Consider the following 19,280-nt stretch of genomic DNA (forward strand, 5'->3'; position numbering starts at 1 on the left):
CGGCCGAAGGTGGTGTCGGACACGCTGAGTGACCAGGGCGTTGCCGAGGCGCGTCGGTGGATCGGCCGGCGTGCCGGGCGTGGCAGCATGCGATGTCATGCGCATCGGCACCGTTCGCCGCGGCCGGGCACAGGAAACCGGGTCCGGCGTCGCCGGCACCGTCCGCCTGGACCGCCGCACGAAGAACCTGACGAAGCGGTTGCGCCCCGGCGACATCGCGGTCATCGACCACGTCGACATCGACCGGGTCAGCGCCGACGCGCTGGTGGGCTGCAAGGTCGCCGCGGTGGTCAACGCCGCGCCCAGCATCTCCGGTCGCTATCCGAACCTGGGGCCGGAGATCCTCATCAACGCCGGGATCCCGCTGCTCGACGACGTCGGCAAGGACGTCTTCGCGAAGGTCAAGGAGGGCACCGAGGTCCGCCTCGACGGCGGCCGGCTGCTCGACGCCGAGGGCACGGTGCTCGCCGAGGGGACCGAGCACGACGCCGAGTCGGTCGCCGCCGCGATGGCCGATGCGAAGGCCGGGCTGTCGGTGCAGCTCGAGGCGTTCGCCGCCAACACGATGGAGTACATGAAGCGGGAGCGCGCGCTCCTGCTCGACGGGGTCGGCGTCCCCGACGTCACCACCTCCATCGAGGGCCGGCACGTGCTCGTGGTCGTCCGCGGCTACGACTACAAGGAGGACCTGCACGCGCTCCGCGCCTACATCCGCGACTACCGCCCGGTCCTCATCGGGGTGGACGGCGGCGCGGACGCCCTCGTCGACGCCGGCTACTCGCCCGACATGATCATCGGTGACATGGACTCGGTCAGCGACGACGTCCTGCGCTCCGGTGCCGAGGTCGTCGTGCACGCCTACGCCGACGGGCGGGCTCCCGGCCTCGCCCGCGTCCAGGACCTCGGCGTGGAGGCGATCACCTTCCCGGCCGCCGCCACGAGCGAGGACATCGCGATGCTGCTGGCCGACGAGAAGGGCGCCACGCTGATCGTCGCGGTCGGCACCCACGCCACCCTCGTCGAGTTCCTCGACAAGGGCCGCGGGGGCATGGCGTCGACGTTCCTCACCCGCCTGCGGCTGGGCGGCAAGCTGGTCGACGCCAAGGGCGTCAGCCGGCTCTACCGCAGCCGCATCTCGACCACCGCGCTCGTCGTCCTGGTGCTCGCCGCCTTCATCGCCATCGGGTCGGCCCTCGCCGTCTCCGCCGCGGGGCGGCTGTACCTCGACCTGCTGCTCGACCAATGGAACAGCTTCATGTTCTGGCTGGAGAACCTCTTCTCGTGATCGACTTCCGCTACCACCTGGTGTCGCTGATCGCCGTGTTCCTCGCGGTCGCGCTCGGGATCGTCATCGGCACCACGGCGCTCAACGAGCCGATCCTGGCCGACATCGAGAACCAGGTCTCCCAGCTCGAGCAGGACAAGCGGGCGCTCGAGGACCAGACCCGCGACCTCCAGGCGCAGCTGAGCACCAGCCAGGAGTTCGAGGAGGCGGTGGGCCCGGTCCTGGTCGACGGCACGCTCACCGAGCGCAGCGTGCTGCTGGTGCTCACCGACGAGGACGTCGCCCCGGAGACGGTCGAGGAGGTCACCGCGCTGATCGGCGACGCCGGGGGCTCGGTCAGCGGCGTCGTGCGCCTGCAGCCGCAGTACAGCGACCCGGCCACCGCGACCGCGCTGCAGAGCTACGTGACCGGCGCGGGGCTCCCCGCCGGCCTCCAGCTGCCCGAGAGCGGCGATGCCGGGGTCCTGGTGGCCTCCCTGCTGTCCCAGGTGCTCATGATCCCCGAGGGCGGTCCGGTGCCGGACACCGCGGCGGTGTCCTCGGTGCTGGCCGGGCTCAGCTCGCTGGAGGTGCTCACCGCCGAGTCGGCCTCCGTCTCGCCGGCCGACCACGCCGTCGTCCTCACCGGTGGCCTGTTCGAGGGTGCGGACGCCGATCAGCGCACCACCATGCTCGTCGAGCTGGTCACCGCGCTCGACGAGCAGGGCCGTGGCGCAGTCGTCGCCGGCACGGCGGCGACGGCGCGCCCCGAGGGGCTCGTCGGCGTGCTGCGCGCGGACCCCGCGCTCGCCGCGGCCGTCTCCACGGTGGACAACGTGGGCACGGAGGTGGGCAGGATCAGCACCGTCCTCGCCCTCGGTCAGGAGTCGCAGGGCACGTCGGGTAAGTACGGGACGGCGGACGACGCCCAGCCGGTGCCGCCGGTGCCCGCGGCCGCGCAGTGAGCGGACGGCGAGCCGCGGCCCTCGCGCTCGCCGGTGCGGGAGCGGCGCGCGTCGCCCTGGCCGCATCGACGGCGCTGACGGCGTCGCCGGCCGGTGCGGCCTGGCGGCGGACGAACTACGCCGGCCGGCCGGTGTCCCTGCTCGGCGGGCCGGCGCTCGCCGTCTCGGCGACGGCGTCGGCGGCGCTCGGCGCCCCGCCCGGGACCCGGGCCGCAGCGGTGGTGGTCGGCGCCGTCTCCGGCCTCGTCGGCGGGTACGACGACCTCGCCGGCGCCCGGCCCGAGCAGGCCCGTGACAAGGGGCTGGCCGGGCACCTGCGAGCGCTCCGGGAGGGCCGCGTCTCGGCCGGGGCGGTCAAGGTGGCCGGTATCGGCGCCGCGGCCGCCGTGGCCGCGATCCTGACCCGCGGGCCCGGCCGGGGCGCCGGTGCCGTGGTCGACGGCGTGCTCACCACCGGCCTGGTCGCCGGCACCGCGAACCTGCTCAACCTGCTGGACCTGCGACCCGGGCGCGCGGCGAAGGTGGCGGCGATCGCCGCGGCCGCCGGTCTGGGTGGCCCGGCGGGGAACCTGGTGGCCGGTCCCTTCGGGGCGAGCCTCGCCGTGCTGCCGGACGACCTCGGCGAGCGGATCATGCTCGGCGACTGCGGCGCGAACTCCGTGGGCGCCCTCCTCGGCCTGCGGCTGGCCCGGATGCCCTCCCGCGGCGCCCGGACGGGCGCGCTGGCGGCCATCACCGCGCTCACCCTGGCCAGCGAGCGGATCAGTTTCACCCGCGTCATCGAGGCCACCCCCGGGCTCCGCGATCTGGACCGCCTCGGTCGCCGATCCTCGTGAGCACCCGGCAGGTGGCGCGCGGGGTGGCCGGCGCCGCCGCGCTGATCGCGGCGCTGACGCTCCTGGCCCGGCTGGCCGGGTTCGGCCGCACGCTCGTCTTCACCAACACGGTGGGGGCCGGCACCACCGGTGACGCCTACCTGGCGGCCAACAACGTCCCGAACATCGTGTTCGAGGTCGTCGCCGGCGGCGCGCTGGCCAGCCTCGTCGTGCCGATGCTCGCCGGTGGCATCGCCGCCGGCGACCGGGAGCAGGTGCGCCGCACCGCCTCGGCGCTGCTGGGCTGGACGCTGCTGCTGCTGGTCCCGCTGTCGCTCCTGGTCGCCGTGTTCGCCGAGCCGATCGCCGAGCTGCTGCTCGGCGGCGGCGACGCGGCGGAGGTACAGCTGGCCAGCCGGTTCCTGCTCGTCTTCGCGCCGCAGGTCGTCCTCTACGGGATCGGCATCGTCCTGACGGGCGTGCTCCAGGCACACCGGCGCTTCGCCTGGCCGGCGCTCGCCCCGCTGCTGTCCAGCGTGGTGGTGGCCACGACCTACCTGGTCTTCGCCGCGATCGGGGGCGGCCGGGACGTCTCCGGGCTCTCCACGCCGGCCGAGCTGGTGCTCGGCGTCGGCACGACGCTCGGCGTGGTCGCCCTCAGCCTCAGCCTCCTGGCGCCGGTGCGCGGACTGCGCCTGGGGCTGCGGCCGGCGTTGCGCTTCCCGGTCGGCGCCGCCCCGCGGGTCCGCCGGCTGGCCGCCGCCGGCGTGCTGACCCTCGCCGGGCAGCAGCTGCTGGCCGCCGTCGCGATCCGGCTGGCCAACGACGGCGCCCCCGCAGGCACGCTCGTCGTGTACGCCGCCGGCCTCACGGTCTTCCTGCTGCCCTGGGCGGCCCTCGCCGTCCCGCTGGCGACGTCGGCCTACCCCGGGCTGGCCGAGAGCGCCGAGAGCGGCGACGAGGCCGCGTACCGCCGTGCGCTGGCGCCGGTCACCGTGCTCGCGGTCGCCGCCTCCGCCGTCGCCGCCGCGGTGCTGGTCGCGACCGCCGGCCCCGTGGCGCGGGTCTTCCTCGCTGCCCAGGGCGACCGCGACGTCGCGGCGCTGCGCGACACCGTCATGGCCTTCGCCCCGGGGTTGCTCGGCTACGGCCTCGTGGCGGTGCTCACCCGGGCGCTGTACGCCCGCGGCCTGTGGAAGGCGCCGACGGCCTGCGTCCTGGGCGGGTGGCTGCTCGCCGTCGTCGCCGACGTCGTCCTGGCCCGGGTCCTGCCCGCCGGCGACCGGGCGCTGGCCCTCGGGCTCGGCCACACCGCGGGGGTCACCGTCGCCGGGGCCGGGCTGCTGCTCGTGGTCGCCCGGGTGGCGGGCCGGCCCGCGCTGGGAGGGTTGGGCCGCACCGGCCCCGTGGCCGTCCTGGCGGCCGTCGTGGGCGGCGCCGCGGGGCTGTGGGTCACCCGGGCGCTGGGCGCGGACCCGGTGCCGGGGGGCGGCCTGCTCGTGACGCTCGGGGTCGGCGTCCTCGCCGGGTGCGTGGTGCTCGCCGTCGCGCTGGCGGTCATGATGGGCACGGCCCGCGCGCAGCTGGTGGGGGCGTTCCGGGAGTTGCGGTCGACGGGCGGGCAGGAGGTGCGCGGTGCCTGAGGCGCCCCTGCGCAGCCGCCGCGTCACCGAGGTGCTCGCCACCAGCACCGGCGGGGTGGGCACCCACGTGCGCTCGCTGCTGCACCCGCTGCTCGCCGCGGGTGCCGACGTGGGTGTGTGCGGCCCGGCAGCCACCGACGCGCTGTTCGACTTCTCCGGCCGCGGCGCGGACTTCACGCCCGTCGAGATCTCCGCCGGGCTGGCCCCCGCCGCCGACGCCCGGGCGGTGCGGGCGCTCCGCACGGCGCTGACCGGCACCGATCTCGTGCACGCGCACGGGTTGCGCGCCGGCCTGGTCGCCGCGGCCGCGCGCCGGCTGGCCGACGGCTCGCCCCCGCTGGTCCTCACCCTGCACAACGCCCTCCCCGAGGGCGGTGGCCTGCGGCGCCGGGTGCTGGCACGCGCGGAGCGGGCCACCGTCCGGGCCGCCGACGTCGTCCTCGCCGCCTCGGCCGACCTGGCGGAGAACGCCCGTCGGCGGGGGGCGCGCGACGTGCGGCTGGCGCCGGTCTCCGCGCCACCGCTGCCCGCGGCCACGCGCACCCCGGCGGAGGTGCGGCAGGAGCTGGGGCTGGACGACGACCGCGCGCTCGTGGTCGCCGTGGGCCGGCTGCACCCGCAGAAGGGCTACGACGTCCTGCTCGACGCCGTGGCCCGCTGGTCGGCCGACCAGCGCGTGCGACCCGCGCCGTCGGTCGTCGTCGCCGGCGACGGGCCGCTGCACGACGAGCTCGCCGGTCGCATCCGGGCCGAGAGGTTGCCGGTCACGCTGCTGGGTCGCCGGGACGACGTCGCGGACCTGCTCGGTGCCGCCGACCTCTGCGTCCTGCCCTCGCGCTGGGAGGCGCGTTCGCTCACCGCCCAGGAGGCGCTGCGGGCGGGGGTGCCCCTGGTGGCCAGTCGCACCGGCGGGCTGCCGGAGCTGCTCGGGGACGCCGCCGAGCTCGTCCCGCCAGGAGACGCCGAGGCCCTGGCCGAGGCCGTGGTGCGGGTGCTCTGCGACAGCGCGCACGCCGCCGACCTCGCCGAGGCGGGGCTGCGGCAGGCGGCCACCTGGCCCGACGAGGAGGGGACGGCCGCGCAGCTGGTCGGCATCTACCGGGACCTGCTCGGGACGTCCCCGGCCCGGCCGGGCACATGACCGGGCCGGCTACGCGGGTGGCACGCAGGACGGCGGCGCTCGTGGCGCTGGTCCTGCTGCTGCTGGTCGGGCTGCCGACCGGGGCGGGTGCGGTGGCCGACCAGCAGGACTACGCCGCCGACCGCGTCGTGGTGGTGGGGGTGCCCGGGCTCACGTGGGCCGATGTCGACGCCACGGCGACGCCGCAGCTGTGGGCGCTGGCGGAGGGGTCGGCGATCGGAGCGACGTCGGTGCGGGCCGCCCGCTCCACCACCTGCCTGCTCGACGGCTGGGCCACGCTCGGCGCGGGGAACCGGGCGCGCTTCCCCGGCACCGACGAGGGGCTGCCACCGGTGCCGCTGCCCACGCTGCCCGATCCGGAGGCGCCCGACGGGGACCGGGAGGAAGCCGGCCCCGAGGAGGAGGCCCCCGAGGAGCCCCGGCTGGACACCTCGCTCACGCGGTGCGGCCTCCAGGAGCGGGTGGCCGCGGTGGCGCTGGGCGATCCGCAGGCCACCGTCGCCCGGATCGCCGAGGACGAGGGCACCGTCCGGTTCGGCGCGCAGCCCGGCGCGCTGGGGGAGGTCGTCGGGTGCGCCGCGGTGTCGGGCCGGGCCGCCGCGCTGGCCGTCGCCGCGGACGGGGTGCCCCTCACCACGGTGCCCACCCTGGTGGCGAACCCCGCCGAGCTGGCCGAGGTGCTGGACTCCTGCCCGCTGACCCTGGTCTCCCTGGACCAGCTCACCGACGCCGGCGCCCCCGGTGCCGAGCCCACCGACGACGGCACCCGGCCCGAGCCGCGGGCGGCCGCCCTGGGCCGGATCGACGACGCGCTGGGGCGGCTGCGCGGCGCGGTCGACGCGCTCCCGGGCGACACCCTGCTGCTGCTCGCCGGCATCTCCGAGGTCAACGACGGCCGGCCCCAGCTGCACGTCGGCATGGCCTCGGGACCCGGCTTCGACGCGGGCTGGCTGACCTCGGCGAGCACCGGCCGGACGCCGTTCGTCCAGCTGATCGACGTGGCACCCACCGCCCTCCGAGCGCTCGGGCTGGACCCGCCGTCGTCGATGAACGGGCAGCCGTGGCGGAGCACCGGGCAGCGACCGCCGCTGCCCGAGGCCGTGGCCGAGCTCGAGCGGGTCAACACCGCCGCGCTCACCCACCACCGCAACACCGGTGTCTTCTTCTGGACCTTCGTGCTCCTCGGCGCTGTCGTCGTCGGGCTGGGCGTGCTGGTCGTCGGCACCGGGCGGCGGGGTGCCCGCCCCGGGGCCTGGCCGCCGGTCCGCCGGGCGCTGCGCCTGCTCTGCCTGGCCGCCGCCGGGCTGCCGGTGGCCACCTACCTCGCGGGTCTGGTGCCGTGGGAACGGGCCGGGGAGCCGTTGCCGGCGCTGGTGACCGCGGTGGTCGTCGCCGACCTGGCAGTGCTGGCGCTCGCCGTCCTGGGCCCGTGGCGCCGCCGCCGGCTGGGGCCGGCGCTGGCGGTCCTCGCGCTGACCCTGGTCACCCTCGTCGGCGACGTGCTCACCGGCTCGACGATGGAGCTCAACGGCCCGCTGGGCTACGACGCGATCGTGGCCGGGCGGTTCACCGGCTACGGCAACCTCAGCTTCGGGCTGCTGTCGGTGAGCGCGCTGACGGTCACCGCGGCGCTGGCCGCGGCGGTCGCACGCCGGTCGAGCCCCCGGCGGCGGCGCAGACGCACGGCCGCCGTGGTGGTGGGGGCCGGGCTGCTCGTCGTCGCCGTGATCGGGGCACCCGGCCTCGGGCGGGACTTCGGAGGCGTCCTGGCGGCCCTGCCCGGCTTCCTGCTCCTGGCCATGCTGCTGACCGGCGTGCGGGTCACGATCGTCCGGCTGGGCGTGATCCTCGCCGCCGCCGTGGTGGCGGTGAGCACGGTGGCGGTGCTCGACTGGACGGGGCCGCCGACGGAGCGCAGCCACCTGGGCCGCTTCGTCGAGCAGGTGCTCAACGGTGAGGCGTGGACGGTGGTGAGCCGCAAGGCCCAGGCCAACATCGGCATCCTGCTGGGCAGCCCGCTGGCGTGGATGCTGCCGGTCGCGCTTGTCGCCGCCGTCTGGCTGCTCCGGCCCGGTGGCCCGCTGCGCAGCGCGCCGACCGTGCCCGGCCGCCCGCCGCGGGGCCCGGCCGGCCTGCCACCCGGGGACGCCGCCGTGCTGCGCGCCGCGCTCCTGTCCGTGGCGCTGAGCCTCACCATCGGAGCGGCGGTCAACGACTCCGGCGTCGCGCTGCCCGCCACCGCCGCGGCCCTGCTGGTACCGCTGCTGGTGTGGCTGGTCGCGGGCCCGCAGGACGGCCGGCGCGAGACGGGTGGGTCCGCGGGTGGCGCTGCGCACTCCGGCCCGGCCGAGGGCTCCGACCGTGTTACGGTCGTCTCCCGTGGATCGACCGTCGGGAACACGTGATCACTCGGGCAGCAACGTCCTGCTCCGCAACAACCAGCCGACGAAGTTCGTCTTCGTCACCGGCGGGGTCGTCTCCTCGCTCGGCAAGGGCCTGACCGCCAGCTCGCTCGGCACCCTGCTGGCCAGCCGCGGCCTCCGGGTCACGATGCAGAAGCTCGACCCGTACCTCAACGTGGACCCGGGCACGATGAACCCGTTCCAGCACGGCGAGGTGTTCGTCACCGAGGACGGTGCGGAGACCGACCTCGACGTCGGCCACTACGAGCGCTTCCTCGACATCGACCTCTCGGGCCGGGCGAACGTGACCACCGGGCAGGTGTACTCCGACGTCATCGCCAAGGAGCGCCGCGGCGAGTACCTCGGTGACACGGTGCAGGTCATCCCGCACATCACCAACGAGATCAAGGCGCGCATCCTCGCCGGTGCCGACGGCGCGGAGCGCGTCGACGTCGTGATCACCGAGATCGGCGGCACGGTCGGCGACATCGAGTCGCTCCCCTTCCTCGAGGCCGCCCGCCAGGTGCGGCACGAGATCGGCCGCGACAACTGCTTCTTCCTGCACATCTCGCTGGTGCCCTACATCGCGCCCTCGGGCGAGCTGAAGACCAAGCCGACGCAGCACTCGGTCGCCGCGCTGCGCAGCATCGGCATCCAGCCCGACGCCCTGGTCTGCCGCTCGGACCGCGAGATCAACGAGGGCCTCAAGCGCAAGATCAGCCTGATGTGCGACACCGACGCCGAGGGGGTCATCTCCTGCCCGGACGCGCCGTCGATCTACGACATCCCCAAGGTGCTGCACCGGGAGGGGCTCGACGCCTACGTCGTCCGCCGGCTGGGCCTGCCGTTCCGCGACGTGGACTGGACGGTCTGGGGCGACCTGCTCGACCGCGTCCACGCCCCGAAGCAGACCGTGACGATCGCGCTCGTCGGCAAGTACATCGACCTGCCCGACGCCTACCTCTCGGTCACCGAGGCGCTGCGCGCCGGTGGCTTCGCGCACCGCAGCCGGGTGCAGATCCGCTGGGTCGCCTCCGACGACTGCGAGACCGAGGAGGGCGCGGAGAAGGCGCTGGCCGGCGTCGACGGCGTGTGCATCCCCGGCGGGTTCGGGGTGCGCGGCATCGAGGGCAAGCTCGGCGCGATCCGGCACGCCCGGGTCAACGGCATCCCGACCCTGGGGCTGTGCCTAGGCCTGCAGTGCATGGTCATCGAGACCGCCCGGAACCTGGCCGGGATCACCGGCGCGAACTCCACCGAGTTCGACCCGAGCACCCCCGACCCGGTCATCTCCACGATGGCCACCCAGCTCGACGTCGTCGCCGGGCGCGGGGACATGGGCGGCACGATGCGGCTGGGCAGCTACCCGGCCGTGCTGCAGAAGGGCTCGGTCGTGGCCGGCGCCTACGGGTCGACGGAGATCACCGAGCGGCACCGCCACCGCTACGAGGTGGCCAACGCCTACCGGGACCGGCTCAGCGAGACCGGCCTGGTCTTCTCCGGCACCTCGCCGGACGGGACGCTGGTGGAGTTCGCCGAGCTCCCCGCCGACGTCCACCCCTTCTTCGTCGGCACCCAGGCCCACCCGGAGCTCAAGAGCCGCCCCACCCGGCCGCACCCGCTGTTCGCGGCGTTCGTGCAGGCAGCCGTCGACTACCAGGAGTCGGCGCGGCTGCCGGTGCCGGTGGACGAGGCGGAGAAGGTCGGCATCTGATGGGCAAGGGCGAGCCGGACGCCCACGAGTACCGCGTGCTGGCCACCGAGCCGGTGTACGAGGGGCGGGTCATCCGCCTGGTCAAGGACACCGTGGCGATGCCCGGCGGCGGGGACAGCGTCCGGGAGGTGGTCCGCCACCCGGGGGCGGTGGCGGTCGTGGCGCTCACCGAGACCGACGAGGTGGTCCTCCTGCGGCAGTACCGGCACCCGGTGGGCGGCTACCTGTGGGAGCTGCCGGCGGGGCTCCGCGACGCGGAGGGTGAGCCACCGCTGGAGACGGCGAAGCGGGAGCTGGCCGAGGAGGTCCGGCTCTCGGCCGCGCGGTGGTCGCTGCTGACCACCCACTACAGCTCGCCCGGCTTCTGCGACGAGCAGGTGCTGGTCTACCTGGCCGAGGGGCTCACCGAGGTCGACCGCCCCGAGGGCTTCACCGTGGAGCACGAGGAGCTGGACATGACCGTGGAGCGGGTACCGCTCGCCGACGCGGTCCAGCGGGTGTTCGACGGCGACATCCGCAACGTCGCCGCCGTCGTGGGGCTGCTGGCCGCTGCCCAGGTGCGGGCGGCGGGCCCGCGGCTCCGCCCGGTCGACGCCGGCTGAGGCGGCCGCCGATCACGGCGCGCCGGCGTAGCGGCCGGTGAGCTCGGCGCCGATCCGCGCCAGCTCGGCCCGGACCGGCGCCGGCTCGATCACCTCGACGTCGGCGCCCCAGCCGGCGAGCGTGCGGGCGATGTCCAACGGCGTCGGGGCGGCCAGGCGGACCCGCGCCCGGCCGTCCCCGGGCCGCGTTCGAGCGGTTGCTGTCGCTGGGCGCGACGGTGCACCAGGAGCCGGTCGAGCGGGGCCCCGGCTACGTCACCGCATCGGTGGTCGACCCCTTCGGCAACGTGCTCGGGGTCATGGCCAACCAGCACTACCTCGACGTGGTCGAGGGCCGCTCCCCGGCGTGACGGGTTCCGCGGCCGGTGCCGGGTCGCGCCGGTCAGCCCGGCAGCCGGAGGCCGAGCCGAGCGAGCTCCACGGCGGCCAGGGCGCGCACCGCGGCAGGGTCCCCGGCGTGCCAGGCCGCACCCGTGCCGGCAGGCAGCGCGGCGAGCCGGGGGAGCGGCGCGTTCACCAGGGCCCGGGCGGCGAGGACGTGGAGATCCGGTGTGCCCGCCAGCAGGGTGCGGGTCGCACCCGCCTCGCGGGCGTACCGCAGCCGCCAGGGCAGCCAGCGCAGCAGCAGCCAGCCCACGGGGAGCAGCACGAGGACGACGGCGAGGATCGTCGCCAGCGTGCCGACGGCGTCCTGCGCCGACTGCCCGGCCCCCAGCACCGAGCCCCCGGCGCCGGCGAGCGCGCCGAACGGCGCGGCCAGCTCGTCGCCCACCACGGGCACGTCCTCGGCCGCCGCCGCGGCCGAGCCCATGGAGCCGGCGACCGACCGGCCGAGGTCCTCGACCGCCCGTCCCGGCTCGGCCAGCACCAGGACGGCGCCGTGCGCGGCCCGTGCCACGAGCACCCAGACCACCGACCACGCCAGGAAGCCGAGGTCGGCGGCCAGCTGACGTGCCCGCAGGGCGGGGTGCTGGGCGTAGAAGCGCATGGGGCGGTCCTCCGGGAGGGCGGGTGGCCCCGTCATCGTCGGCCAGCCGGGTGTGCGCGGCAGCCCGGCCCCCCGGCCGCGCGCGGTCACGAATCGGCTTCCGCGCCGGTACCGAGCCGGTCGGCATGCCTACACTCCGCGGCGAGGCCCGCCCCGACCGGGCGGCCCACGATGCGGTGGGGTGCCCCGTCACCCTCGGGGAGCGCCCCGCCGGGACCAGGAGAGCCAGCGATGCGGGTCGGAGTTCCCCGAGAGGTCAAGAACCGGGAGTACCGGGTGGCGCTCACCCCGGCCGGTGTCACCGAGCTGACGCGGGCCGGGCACACGGTGCTGGTCGAGCGGGGAGCGGGGGAGGGGTCGTCCATCCCGGACGAGGACTTCACCGCCGCGGGCGCACGGCTGGTGGCCTCCGCCGACGACGTCTGGGCCGACGCCGACCTGCTGCTCAAGGTGAAGGAGCCGGTCGCCGAGGAGTACGGCCGGCTGCGGGCCGGGCAGACGCTCTTCACCTACCTCCACCTCGCCGCTTCCCGGGAGTGCACCGAGGCGCTCGTCGCCTCCGGGACCACGGCGATCGCCTACGAGACCGTGCAGAAGGCCGACGGCACCCTGCCCCTGCTGGCCCCCATGTCGGAGGTCGCCGGGCGGATGGCGCCGCAGGTGGGGGCCCACTGCCTCGAGCGGGCGCACGGCGGCCGCGGGGTGCTGCTCGGCGGGGTGTCCGGGGTCTACGCCGCCAAGGTCGTGGTGATCGGTGCCGGCGTCTCGGGGATGAACGCGGCGGCGATCGCCCTCGGCATGCAGGCCGAGGTCGTCGTCCTCGACCGCGACATCGACAAGCTGCGCGCCGCCGACCGGATCTACCAGGGGCACCTGCAGACCGTCGCCTCCAACGCCTACGAGCTGGAGCGCGCCGTGCTCGACGCCGACCTGGTGATCGGCGCGGTGCTCGTCCCCGGCGCGAAGGCCCCCACCCTGGTGAGCAACGACCTGGTGGCGCGGATGAGGTCCGGGTCGGTGCTGGTGGACATCGCCGTCGACCAGGGTGGCTGCTTCGAGGCCACCCGGCCGACCACGCACGACGACCCGACCTTCCGCGTGCACGAGTCGGTCTTCTACTGCGTGGCGAACATGCCGGGGGCGGTGCCGAACACCTCCACGCACGCGCTGACCAACGTGACGCTGCCCTACGTCATGGCGCTCGCGGCCGAGGGGACGTCCGCCGCGGTCCGGCGCGACCCGGCCCTGGCCCACGGGGTGAACGTGGTCGGTGGCAGCGTGGTGCTGCCCGAGGTGGCCGAGGCCCACGACATGGCCGCCGTCCCGCTCCAGGAGGTGCTCCCCTGACCAGCACGCTGTCCGCGGGACCGGACGTCGAACGCGTCGTCACCGGCTACCTGGACCACCTGACCGTGGAACGGGGGCTGGCGGCCAACACCATCGCCTCCTACCGCCGCGATCTGCGCCGCTACAGCGAGTACCTGGCGGCGGCGGGCGTGCGCGGCCTGCGGGAGGTCGCCGAGTCCGACGTCGCCGGCTTCCTGACCGCACTGCGCCGGGGCGACGACGACCACCCGCCCCTGTCGGCGACCTCCGCCGCCCGCGCGGTCGTGGCCGTGCGCGGACTGCACAGGTTCGCGCTCCTCGACGGGCTGGTGCCCGACGACGTCGCCCACGAGGTGCGCCCGCCCACGCCGGCCCGTCGGCTGCCCAAGGCGGTGCCCGTGGAGTCGGTGGTCGCGCTGATCGAGGCGGCCGGAGCCCTGGAGGGGCCGCGCGGGTTGCGCGACCGCGCGCTGCTGGAACTGCTCTACGGCACCGGCGCCCGCATCTCCGAGGCCGTCGGTCTGGCGGTGGACGACCTCGACCGTGGGCAGAGCGCCGTCCGGCTGGCCGGCAAGGGCGGCAAGGAGCGCGTGGTACCGGTCGGCAGCTACGCCCTGCGGGCCGTGGAGGAGTACCTGGTGCGGGCCCGCCCGGCGCTCGCCGCGAACGGCCGGGCCGGAGTGCGCGGCGGCGCGCTGTTCCTCAACGTGCGCGGCGGCCCGCTGTCCCGGCAGAGCGCCTGGTCGATCCTGCGGACGGCCGCCGAGCGGGCGGGCCTGGAGGGCGAGATCTCACCGCACACGCTGCGGCACTGCTTCGCGACCCACCTGCTCGACGGCGGCGCCGACGTCCGCGTGGTCCAGGAGCTGCTGGGCCACGCCTCGGTGACGACCACGCAGGTCTACACGCTGGTGACCGTCGACCGGCTGCGCGAGGTCTACGCGACCAGCCACCCCCGTGCGCTCACCTGACAGCAGGGAACGCTCGGATTCAGCAGAATCCACAGTCTGCTCGGCTTGAGCAGTCACATGCGTTGGCATTCGTCGCCATGTCGACACGTCGACGGCGTGCCGCCTTGGGAACCTTTCTCCAGCTCCCTAGCGTCTTCCTCACCCGAGCGGACAGGACGGCTGACCGCACCCGGAACGTCCGGACGGGCTCGAGCTGGAGGCGACTACCCATGGCGATCCGAGCGGACGCGGCCTCTGCCGTCGCGCGCCCGCACGACACCGACCCCGAGATGGGGGCGGCCGCGCTGCGGCTGGACCCGGCCAGGGCGCGTCAGCGCCCCCTGCCGGACCCCAAGCCGCTGACCCAGCACGGCCCCGCCCGCGTCATCGCGATGTGCAACCAGAAGGGTGGCGTCGGCAAGACGACGTCCACCATCAACCTGGGTGCGGCGCTGGTGGAGTTCGGCCGCAAGGTGCTGCTCATCGACCTCGACCCGCAGGGGGCGCTGTCGGTGGGGCTGGGCGTGCCGGCGCAGAACCTGGACCGGACCATCTACAACGTGCTGATGGAGCGGCGCACGAGCCTCCGGGACGTGCGGGTGCCCACGGACATCCCGGGCCTGGACCTGGTGCCGAGCAACATCGACCTCTCCGCCGCGGAGGTGCAGCTGGTCAGCGAGGTGGCGCGGGAGCAGACCCTGCTGCGCGTGCTCGCCGACGTGGTCGACGAGTACGACTACATCCTCATCGACTGCCAGCCCTCGCTCGGCCTGCTGACGGTGAACGCGCTCACCGCCGCCCAGGGCGTGGTGATCCCGCTGGAGTGCGAGTTCTTCTCCCTGCGCGGGGTGGCGCTGCTGGTCGACACGATCGACAAGGTCAAGGAGCGGCTCAACCCGTCGCTGGAGATCAACGGCATCCTCGCCACCATGTACGACTCCCGGACCGTGCACTGCCGGGAGGTGTTCAGCCGGGTCGTCGAGGCGTTCGGCGACACCGTGTTCCAGACCGTCATCCAGCGCACGGTGCGGTTTCCGGAGACCACGGTCGCCGGCCAGCCGATCACCACGTGGGCACCCACGTCGACGGGCGCCGCGGCGTACCGCGACCTCGCCAAGGAGGTGCTGGCCCTGTGACTCGGCGGCCCGTTCTGCCCGGTGCGTCGGAACTGTTCCGCCGGACGGACGCCGCAGCGACGGCGTCCGAGGTCACCGAACTCCCCAGCCTGCCGACCCCGGCCAGCTCCCCGGCGCTGCGCAGCGCCGCCCGCCGGGTCGGGGAGTCGCCCGCCGAGGCGGCCGCGGCGCTGACCCTCGTCCCGGGCGGTGCGCAGCCCGGCGACGACCTGGCCGCCTTCCGCGCCGCGCCGGCCGAGCCGGCCCCGGCTCCGGTGCTGCAGCCGAAGATCGCCACCCGCGGGCGGCCCGCCCGCGGGCGGGCCGAGCGCACCAAGCACGACGAGAAGATCACCGTCTACATCTCCGCCGACGAGCTGCTGGCCCTGGAGTCCGCGCGGCTGACGCTGCGCGCCCACCACGGCCTCGCCGCGGACCGCGGCCGCATCGTCCGCGAGGCGGTGTCGGTGCTGCTGGCCGACCTGGCCGAGCGCGGGGACGACGCGATCCTCGTCCGTCGGCTGAAAGAGAAGTGAGAGGACCCTCCTGACCCCCGCCTCTCGCATGCTCGCGGCGGGTCCCTGCGGGAGGGCCGCCTACGGTGGGTGCTCGTGAGCGACAGCACCGGAGCGGTTCCGCCGGCCGATCAGGCCGACGGGGCCGCTCCGGCGCGCTTCACGGTCCGGCTGACCAACTTCGAGGGCCCGTTCGACCTGCTGCTGCAGCTGATCGGCAAGCACAAGCTCGACGTCACCGAGATCGCGCTGTCACGGGTCACCGACGAGTTCATCGCCCACCTGCGCGCGCTCGGCGACGAGCTGGACCTGGACCAGGCCAGCGAGTTCCTCGTCGTCGCCTCCACGCTGCTCGACCTGAAGGCCGCCCGCCTGCTGCCTGCTGCCGACGTCGACGACGAGGAGGACCTCGAGCTGCTGGAGGCGCGGGACCTGCTGTTCGCCCGGCTGCTGCAGTACAAGGCCTACAAGCAGGCGGCCGCGTTCCTGCGCGAGCGCGAGGCCGACGCCGCCCGCCGCCACCCGCGCGAGGCGGCGCTGGAGCCGCGGTTCGCCGAGCTCGTCCCCGAGGTGCTGCTGGACATCACGCCGGCGCAGTTCGCCGCGCTGGCCGCCCGGGCTCTCGCCCCCAAGGTGCCCGAGACGGTCAGCGTCGCGCACCTGCACGCGCCCCCGGTCAGCGTCTCCGAGCAGCTGCTGCTGGTGCGCAACCAGCTCGTGCGCGCGGGGACGTCGAGCTTCCGGGCGCTCACCGCCGACTGCGGGCACACCCTGGAGGTGGTGGCCCGCTTCCTCGCACTGCTCGAGCTGTACCGCCAGCAGCGGGTGGTGTTCGAGCAGCTCACGCCGCTGGGCGAGCTGCACGTGCGCTGGACCGGCGAGGGCGTGCCCGATCCGGCCGGCGCCCCGGCCCCCGACGCCGACGAGGAGTACCGGTGACCGACGACCGCACCGACCCAGACCCCGCCCCCATCTCCTGGGAGTCGCTCGCTGCCGAGCTGGCCGCCACCCGCGAGCAGGCGGCCGAGCGCGGGGATGCCGACCCGGCCGCCTGGGACGCCGTCGCGGCCGAGCTCGCCGCCCGCGTCGCCGAGCGCCCGGTGGAGGAGCTGCCGGTGCCGGCGGTGCCCGCCGAGGAGGCGGCGTCCCCGCCCGCGGCAACGCCCGCGCCCGCGCCCGAACCGGAGCCGGAGCCGGAAGCGGTGGTGCTGCTGGACCCGGTCGAGCTGCGCGGCGGGCTGGAGGCCCTGCTGTTCGTCGTCGACGACCCCGTCGACGACGAGACGCTGGCCGCGGCGCTGCGCTGCCCGGTCGAGCAGGTCCGCCAGGGGCTGACGGAGCTGGCGGCGGCCTACGACGACCGCTCGGCCGGCATCAGCCTGCGCCGGGTGGGGGAGGGGTGGCGGCTCTACACCCGCGAGGAGCACGCCGCCGTCGTCGAGCGGTACCTCGGCGAGGGGCAGCGCAGTCGGCTCACCCAGGCCGCGCTGGAGACCCTCGCCGTGATCGCCTACCGGCAGCCGGTGACCCGGGCCCGGGTGTCGGCGATCCGCGGCGTCGGTGTCGACGGCGTCATGCGCACCCTCATCGGGCGCGGGCTGGTGCACGAGGTGGGCACCGATCCCGACAGCGGTGGGGGGCTGTACGCGACGACTCCGCTGTTCCTGGAACGGCTCGGGCTGGCGAGCCTGGCCGAGCTGCCCGAGCTCGCGCCGCTGCTGCCGGAGACCGCCACGGTGCTCGACGAGCACCCCGACGCCTGATACGGTCGACCGGTGCCGCGCCTGGACCCCGGTCAGGCCCGGGGAGGGCGCGGGGGCACGAAGCAGGCGACCGAGGCCAGGAAGGTGACGATCCCGGCACCGAGCACGATGCGCAGGGCGTCCTCGGACGCCACGGACGGCACCGAGCCGCTGCCGAACCAGAACGCGGCGAGGAGCAGCAGGGAGACCACCGCCAGCGGCGCCCCGATCCGCGCATCGCGCCGGCGGCCCGATCCGTCGCCCGGTGCCCGCAGGGACGCGAGGAGGACGACCAGCGCGATCCCCGACAGGGCGAGGGCCAGCAGGCCCGCGAGGCCGGCGCCGATGTTCGCCCCGTCGTCGGGGTCCCCGGTCGCGATGGCGACCGCGAACAGCGCCCACCCCGCCGTCGCCGTCGCGGCCACGACCAGGCCGACCTTGCGCGTGCTGCTCATGTGCGCATCCTGGGTCGGCCGGCCCGCGGCCACCAGTACCCCGATCGGGGTGTCACGGTGAGGTGGCGCACGGCCGGGCGGAGCGCGGCGAGGCGGCCCGGGGGCGGGTGGGAGACTGGACGGCGATGAGCGACGCGACCCCGAACGACGAGAGCACGACCGCGGCCGGCGAGGGCTGGTCGGAGGACATGGAGCTGGCCCCGGCGCACCCCGGTGACCGCCCCGAGCCGGAGGAGCCGGGGGAGCGGCAGGGGGAGCGGCTGCAGAAGGTGCTGGCCCGCGCCGGGGTCGCGTCGCGCCGGGTGGTCGAGGAGATGATCGACGCCGGCCGGATCAGCGTGAACGGCCGGCAGGTGCGCGTGCAGGGCATGCGGGTCGACCCGCTCGAGGACAAGATCGCCGTGGACGGCGCGCGCCTGGAGATCCGCGACGACCGCGTCACCTACGCGATCAACAAGCCCGCGGGAGTCATCACCGCGATGAGCGACGATCGCGCCCGCCCCACGATCGGCGACATGGTGGGCGACCTGGCTCCCGGCCTGGTGCACGTGGGCCGCCTCGACCAGGACACCGAGGGCCTGCTGCTGGTCACCAACGACGGGGAGCTGGCCCACCGGCTCGCCCACCCGTCGTACGGCGTGCGCAAGACCTACCTGGCACAGGTCTCGGGCTCGGTGCCGCGGGACCTGCACCGCCGGCTGCGCGCCGGGATCGACCTGGAGGACGGGCCGGTCACGGTCGACTCGTTCCGGGTCGTCGACACCCACGCGGGCCAGTCCGTGGTCGAGGTGGTGCTGCACGAGGGGCGCAAGCACATCGTCCGCCGGCTGCTCGCCGCCGTCGGGCTCCCGGTCTCGCGGCTGACCCGCACCGCCGTCGGGCCGGTCCAGCTCCAGCGGATGCGCAGCGGGTCGATCCGGAAGCTCACCCGCGCGGAGGTCGGTGCGCTCGAGGAGCTCGTCGGGCTCTGACCGCGCCGCGGCGGCTCACAGCGCCGTGGCCAGCAGACCGAGGCCGAGGGTCGCCATCACGACGGCGATGCCGGCGTCGAGCACCCGCCAGGCGGCCGGCCGCGCGAACAGCGGCCGCAGCAGCCGGGCGCCGTACCCGAGGGCGCTGAACCAGAGCACGCTGCCGACGGCGGCGCCCGCGGCGAACCACCACCTCCGCCCACCGTGGCTGTCGGCCACCGACCCCAGCAGCAGCACCGTGTCCAGGTAGACGTGCGGGTTCAGCCAGGTCAGCGCCAGGCAGGTGGCCACGGTGGCCGCCAGACCGGTCCGGAGGCCCCCGGTCTCGACGGCGATCGACGACGGGCGCACAGCACGCCGGGCGGCGAGCGCGGCATAGCCCAGCAGGAAGGCGGCGCCGGCGAGCCGGATGACGGTGATCGCGTCGGGGAGGCGGGCGCTGAGCCACGAGTTGCCGGCGACCCCGGCGAGGATGAGCACGGCGTCGGACACCGCGCAGAGCACGACGACCGCGCCGACGTGCTCGACGCGCAGCCCCTGCCGGAGGACGAAGGCGTTCTGCGCCCCGATCGCGACGATCAGCGAGAGGCCCAGCCCCAGCCCGGCCAGCGCGGCCAGCAGTCCCGTCGTCACGGACGCCACGCTAGGAGCGCCGATCGCCTGCAGTCCAGC

The 19,280-nt window shown here is 75.5% G+C and carries 20 protein-coding genes; 16 read left to right on the forward strand and 4 right to left on the reverse strand.

The genetic code is table 11. The features are described from left to right. Positions 1-97 precede the first annotated feature (97 nt). Genes steA through ACI79Q_RS16465 form a run of 8 tightly spaced genes read left to right on the forward strand, consistent with a single transcriptional unit; the run spans position 98 to position 10,546 of the window. On the forward strand, positions 98-1,285 hold the full coding sequence (steA, locus tag ACI79Q_RS16430) for a putative cytokinetic ring protein SteA (protein WP_456590751.1): 1,188 nt from the start codon (positions 98-100) through the stop codon (positions 1,283-1,285). Beyond that, the gene (locus ACI79Q_RS16435; RefSeq protein ID WP_456590752.1) at positions 1,282-2,229 is read left to right on the forward strand and encodes a copper transporter; all 948 of its coding nucleotides are present in this window, start codon (positions 1,282-1,284) and stop codon (positions 2,227-2,229) included. Before steA ends, ACI79Q_RS16435 begins: the two co-directional genes overlap by 4 nt. Then, positions 2,226-3,065 (forward strand): hypothetical protein, encoded by an 840-nt coding sequence (locus ACI79Q_RS16440; protein ID WP_456590753.1) that lies wholly within the window; start codon positions 2,226-2,228, stop codon positions 3,063-3,065. Before ACI79Q_RS16435 ends, ACI79Q_RS16440 begins: the two co-directional genes overlap by 4 nt. Then, positions 3,062-4,687 carry a murein biosynthesis integral membrane protein MurJ gene (murJ, locus tag ACI79Q_RS16445; RefSeq protein WP_456600061.1) on the forward strand — a complete coding sequence of 542 codons (1,626 nt, stop codon included), beginning with the start codon at positions 3,062-3,064 and terminating at the stop codon, positions 4,685-4,687. Before ACI79Q_RS16440 ends, murJ begins: the two co-directional genes overlap by 4 nt. Further along, the gene (locus ACI79Q_RS16450; RefSeq protein ID WP_456615047.1) at positions 4,680-5,828 is read left to right on the forward strand and encodes a glycosyltransferase family 4 protein; all 1,149 of its coding nucleotides are present in this window, start codon (positions 4,680-4,682) and stop codon (positions 5,826-5,828) included. The genes murJ and ACI79Q_RS16450 overlap by 8 nt, the downstream gene beginning before the upstream one ends. A 17-nt stretch (positions 5,829-5,845) precedes the next feature. Beyond that, the gene (locus ACI79Q_RS16455) at positions 5,846-8,233 is read left to right on the forward strand and encodes a hypothetical protein (RefSeq protein ID WP_456590756.1); all 2,388 of its coding nucleotides are present in this window, start codon (positions 5,846-5,848) and stop codon (positions 8,231-8,233) included. Next, the gene (locus ACI79Q_RS16460) at positions 8,208-9,944 is read left to right on the forward strand and encodes a CTP synthase (RefSeq protein WP_456615048.1); all 1,737 of its coding nucleotides are present in this window, start codon (positions 8,208-8,210) and stop codon (positions 9,942-9,944) included. The genes ACI79Q_RS16455 and ACI79Q_RS16460 overlap by 26 nt, the downstream gene beginning before the upstream one ends. Further along, positions 9,944-10,546, forward strand: coding sequence for an NUDIX domain-containing protein (locus ACI79Q_RS16465; RefSeq protein WP_456590758.1), 603 nt, complete (start codon positions 9,944-9,946; stop codon positions 10,544-10,546). The genes ACI79Q_RS16460 and ACI79Q_RS16465 overlap by 1 nt, the downstream gene beginning before the upstream one ends. Positions 10,547-10,558: 12 nt before the next feature. On the opposite strand, the gene ACI79Q_RS16470 is transcribed toward ACI79Q_RS16465, so the two are convergent. Beyond that, positions 10,559-10,684 carry a WCX domain-containing protein gene (locus ACI79Q_RS16470; RefSeq protein WP_456600064.1) on the reverse strand — a complete coding sequence of 42 codons (126 nt, stop codon included), beginning with the start codon at positions 10,682-10,684 and terminating at the stop codon, positions 10,559-10,561. 59 nt (positions 10,685-10,743) lie between these two features. Here ACI79Q_RS16470 and ACI79Q_RS16475 point away from each other — a divergent pair, with 59 nt between their 5' ends. Then, positions 10,744-10,896 (forward strand): VOC family protein, encoded by a 153-nt coding sequence (locus ACI79Q_RS16475; protein ID WP_456590760.1) that lies wholly within the window; start codon positions 10,744-10,746, stop codon positions 10,894-10,896. 32 nt (positions 10,897-10,928) lie between these two features. Here the strand turns inward: ACI79Q_RS16475 and ACI79Q_RS16480 are convergent, their stop codons facing one another. After that, positions 10,929-11,534, reverse strand: coding sequence for a hypothetical protein (locus ACI79Q_RS16480; RefSeq protein WP_456615049.1), 606 nt, complete (start codon positions 11,532-11,534; stop codon positions 10,929-10,931). A gap of 231 nt (positions 11,535-11,765) precedes the next feature. Here ACI79Q_RS16480 and ald point away from each other — a divergent pair, with 231 nt between their 5' ends. The 6 genes from ald to scpB all read left to right on the forward strand — a co-directional run bounded on the left by ald (position 11,766) and on the right by scpB (position 17,203). After that, positions 11,766-12,881, forward strand: a complete 1,116-nt coding sequence (ald, locus tag ACI79Q_RS16485) for an alanine dehydrogenase (protein ID WP_456613347.1) — start codon at positions 11,766-11,768, stop codon at positions 12,879-12,881. Positions 12,882-12,889: 8 nt separating this feature from the next. Continuing rightward, entirely contained in the window at positions 12,890-13,831 is a 942-nt protein-coding gene (xerD, locus tag ACI79Q_RS16490) for a site-specific tyrosine recombinase XerD (protein ID WP_456615061.1), read from the forward strand. A 209-nt stretch (positions 13,832-14,040) separates the two neighbouring features. Further along, positions 14,041-14,946 (forward strand): ParA family protein, encoded by a 906-nt coding sequence (locus ACI79Q_RS16495; protein WP_456590763.1) that lies wholly within the window; start codon positions 14,041-14,043, stop codon positions 14,944-14,946. Next, entirely contained in the window at positions 14,943-15,461 is a 519-nt protein-coding gene (locus ACI79Q_RS16500; RefSeq protein WP_456590764.1) for a hypothetical protein, read from the forward strand. The genes ACI79Q_RS16495 and ACI79Q_RS16500 overlap by 4 nt, the downstream gene beginning before the upstream one ends. Before the next feature lie 75 nt (positions 15,462-15,536). Then, entirely contained in the window at positions 15,537-16,379 is an 843-nt protein-coding gene (locus tag ACI79Q_RS16505) for a segregation and condensation protein A (RefSeq protein WP_456590765.1), read from the forward strand. Beyond that, positions 16,376-17,203 carry an SMC-Scp complex subunit ScpB gene (scpB, locus tag ACI79Q_RS16510; RefSeq protein WP_456600066.1) on the forward strand — a complete coding sequence of 276 codons (828 nt, stop codon included), beginning with the start codon at positions 16,376-16,378 and terminating at the stop codon, positions 17,201-17,203. The genes ACI79Q_RS16505 and scpB overlap by 4 nt, the downstream gene beginning before the upstream one ends. A 32-nt stretch (positions 17,204-17,235) precedes the next feature. Here scpB and ACI79Q_RS16515 read toward each other — a convergent pair whose 3' ends face one another. Continuing rightward, on the reverse strand, positions 17,236-17,637 hold the full coding sequence (locus ACI79Q_RS16515) for a hypothetical protein (protein ID WP_456615050.1): 402 nt from the start codon (positions 17,635-17,637) through the stop codon (positions 17,236-17,238). Positions 17,638-17,762: 125 nt separating this feature from the next. On the opposite strand from ACI79Q_RS16515, the gene ACI79Q_RS16520 reads away from it, so the two are divergent. After that, positions 17,763-18,608 (forward strand): pseudouridine synthase, encoded by an 846-nt coding sequence (locus ACI79Q_RS16520; RefSeq protein ID WP_456595696.1) that lies wholly within the window; start codon positions 17,763-17,765, stop codon positions 18,606-18,608. A gap of 15 nt (positions 18,609-18,623) precedes the next feature. Here the strand turns inward: ACI79Q_RS16520 and ACI79Q_RS16525 are convergent, their stop codons facing one another. Further along, positions 18,624-19,241 (reverse strand): LysE/ArgO family amino acid transporter, encoded by a 618-nt coding sequence (locus ACI79Q_RS16525; protein ID WP_456590769.1) that lies wholly within the window; start codon positions 19,239-19,241, stop codon positions 18,624-18,626. Positions 19,242-19,280: the final 39 nt, after the last annotated feature.

The sequence above is a fragment of the Blastococcus sp. SYSU DS0828 genome, from assembly GCF_054050975.1.

Excerpts from the sequence above, each read along its gene's own strand:
- steA (WP_456590751.1), top strand. The coding sequence starts at position 98 with ATGCGCATCGGCACCGTTCGCCGCGGCCGGGCACAGGAAACCGGGTCC.
- ACI79Q_RS16465 (WP_456590758.1), top strand. The coding sequence starts at position 9,944 with ATGGGCAAGGGCGAGCCGGACGCCCACGAGTACCGCGTGCTGGCCACC.
- ACI79Q_RS16480 (WP_456615049.1), bottom strand. The coding sequence starts at position 11,534 with ATGCGCTTCTACGCCCAGCACCCCGCCCTGCGGGCACGTCAGCTGGCC.
- ald (WP_456613347.1), top strand. The coding sequence starts at position 11,766 with ATGCGGGTCGGAGTTCCCCGAGAGGTCAAGAACCGGGAGTACCGGGTG.
- ACI79Q_RS16495 (WP_456590763.1), top strand. The coding sequence starts at position 14,041 with ATGGCGATCCGAGCGGACGCGGCCTCTGCCGTCGCGCGCCCGCACGAC.
- ACI79Q_RS16515 (WP_456615050.1), bottom strand. The coding sequence starts at position 17,637 with ATGAGCAGCACGCGCAAGGTCGGCCTGGTCGTGGCCGCGACGGCGACG.
- ACI79Q_RS16520 (WP_456595696.1), top strand. The coding sequence starts at position 17,763 with ATGAGCGACGCGACCCCGAACGACGAGAGCACGACCGCGGCCGGCGAG.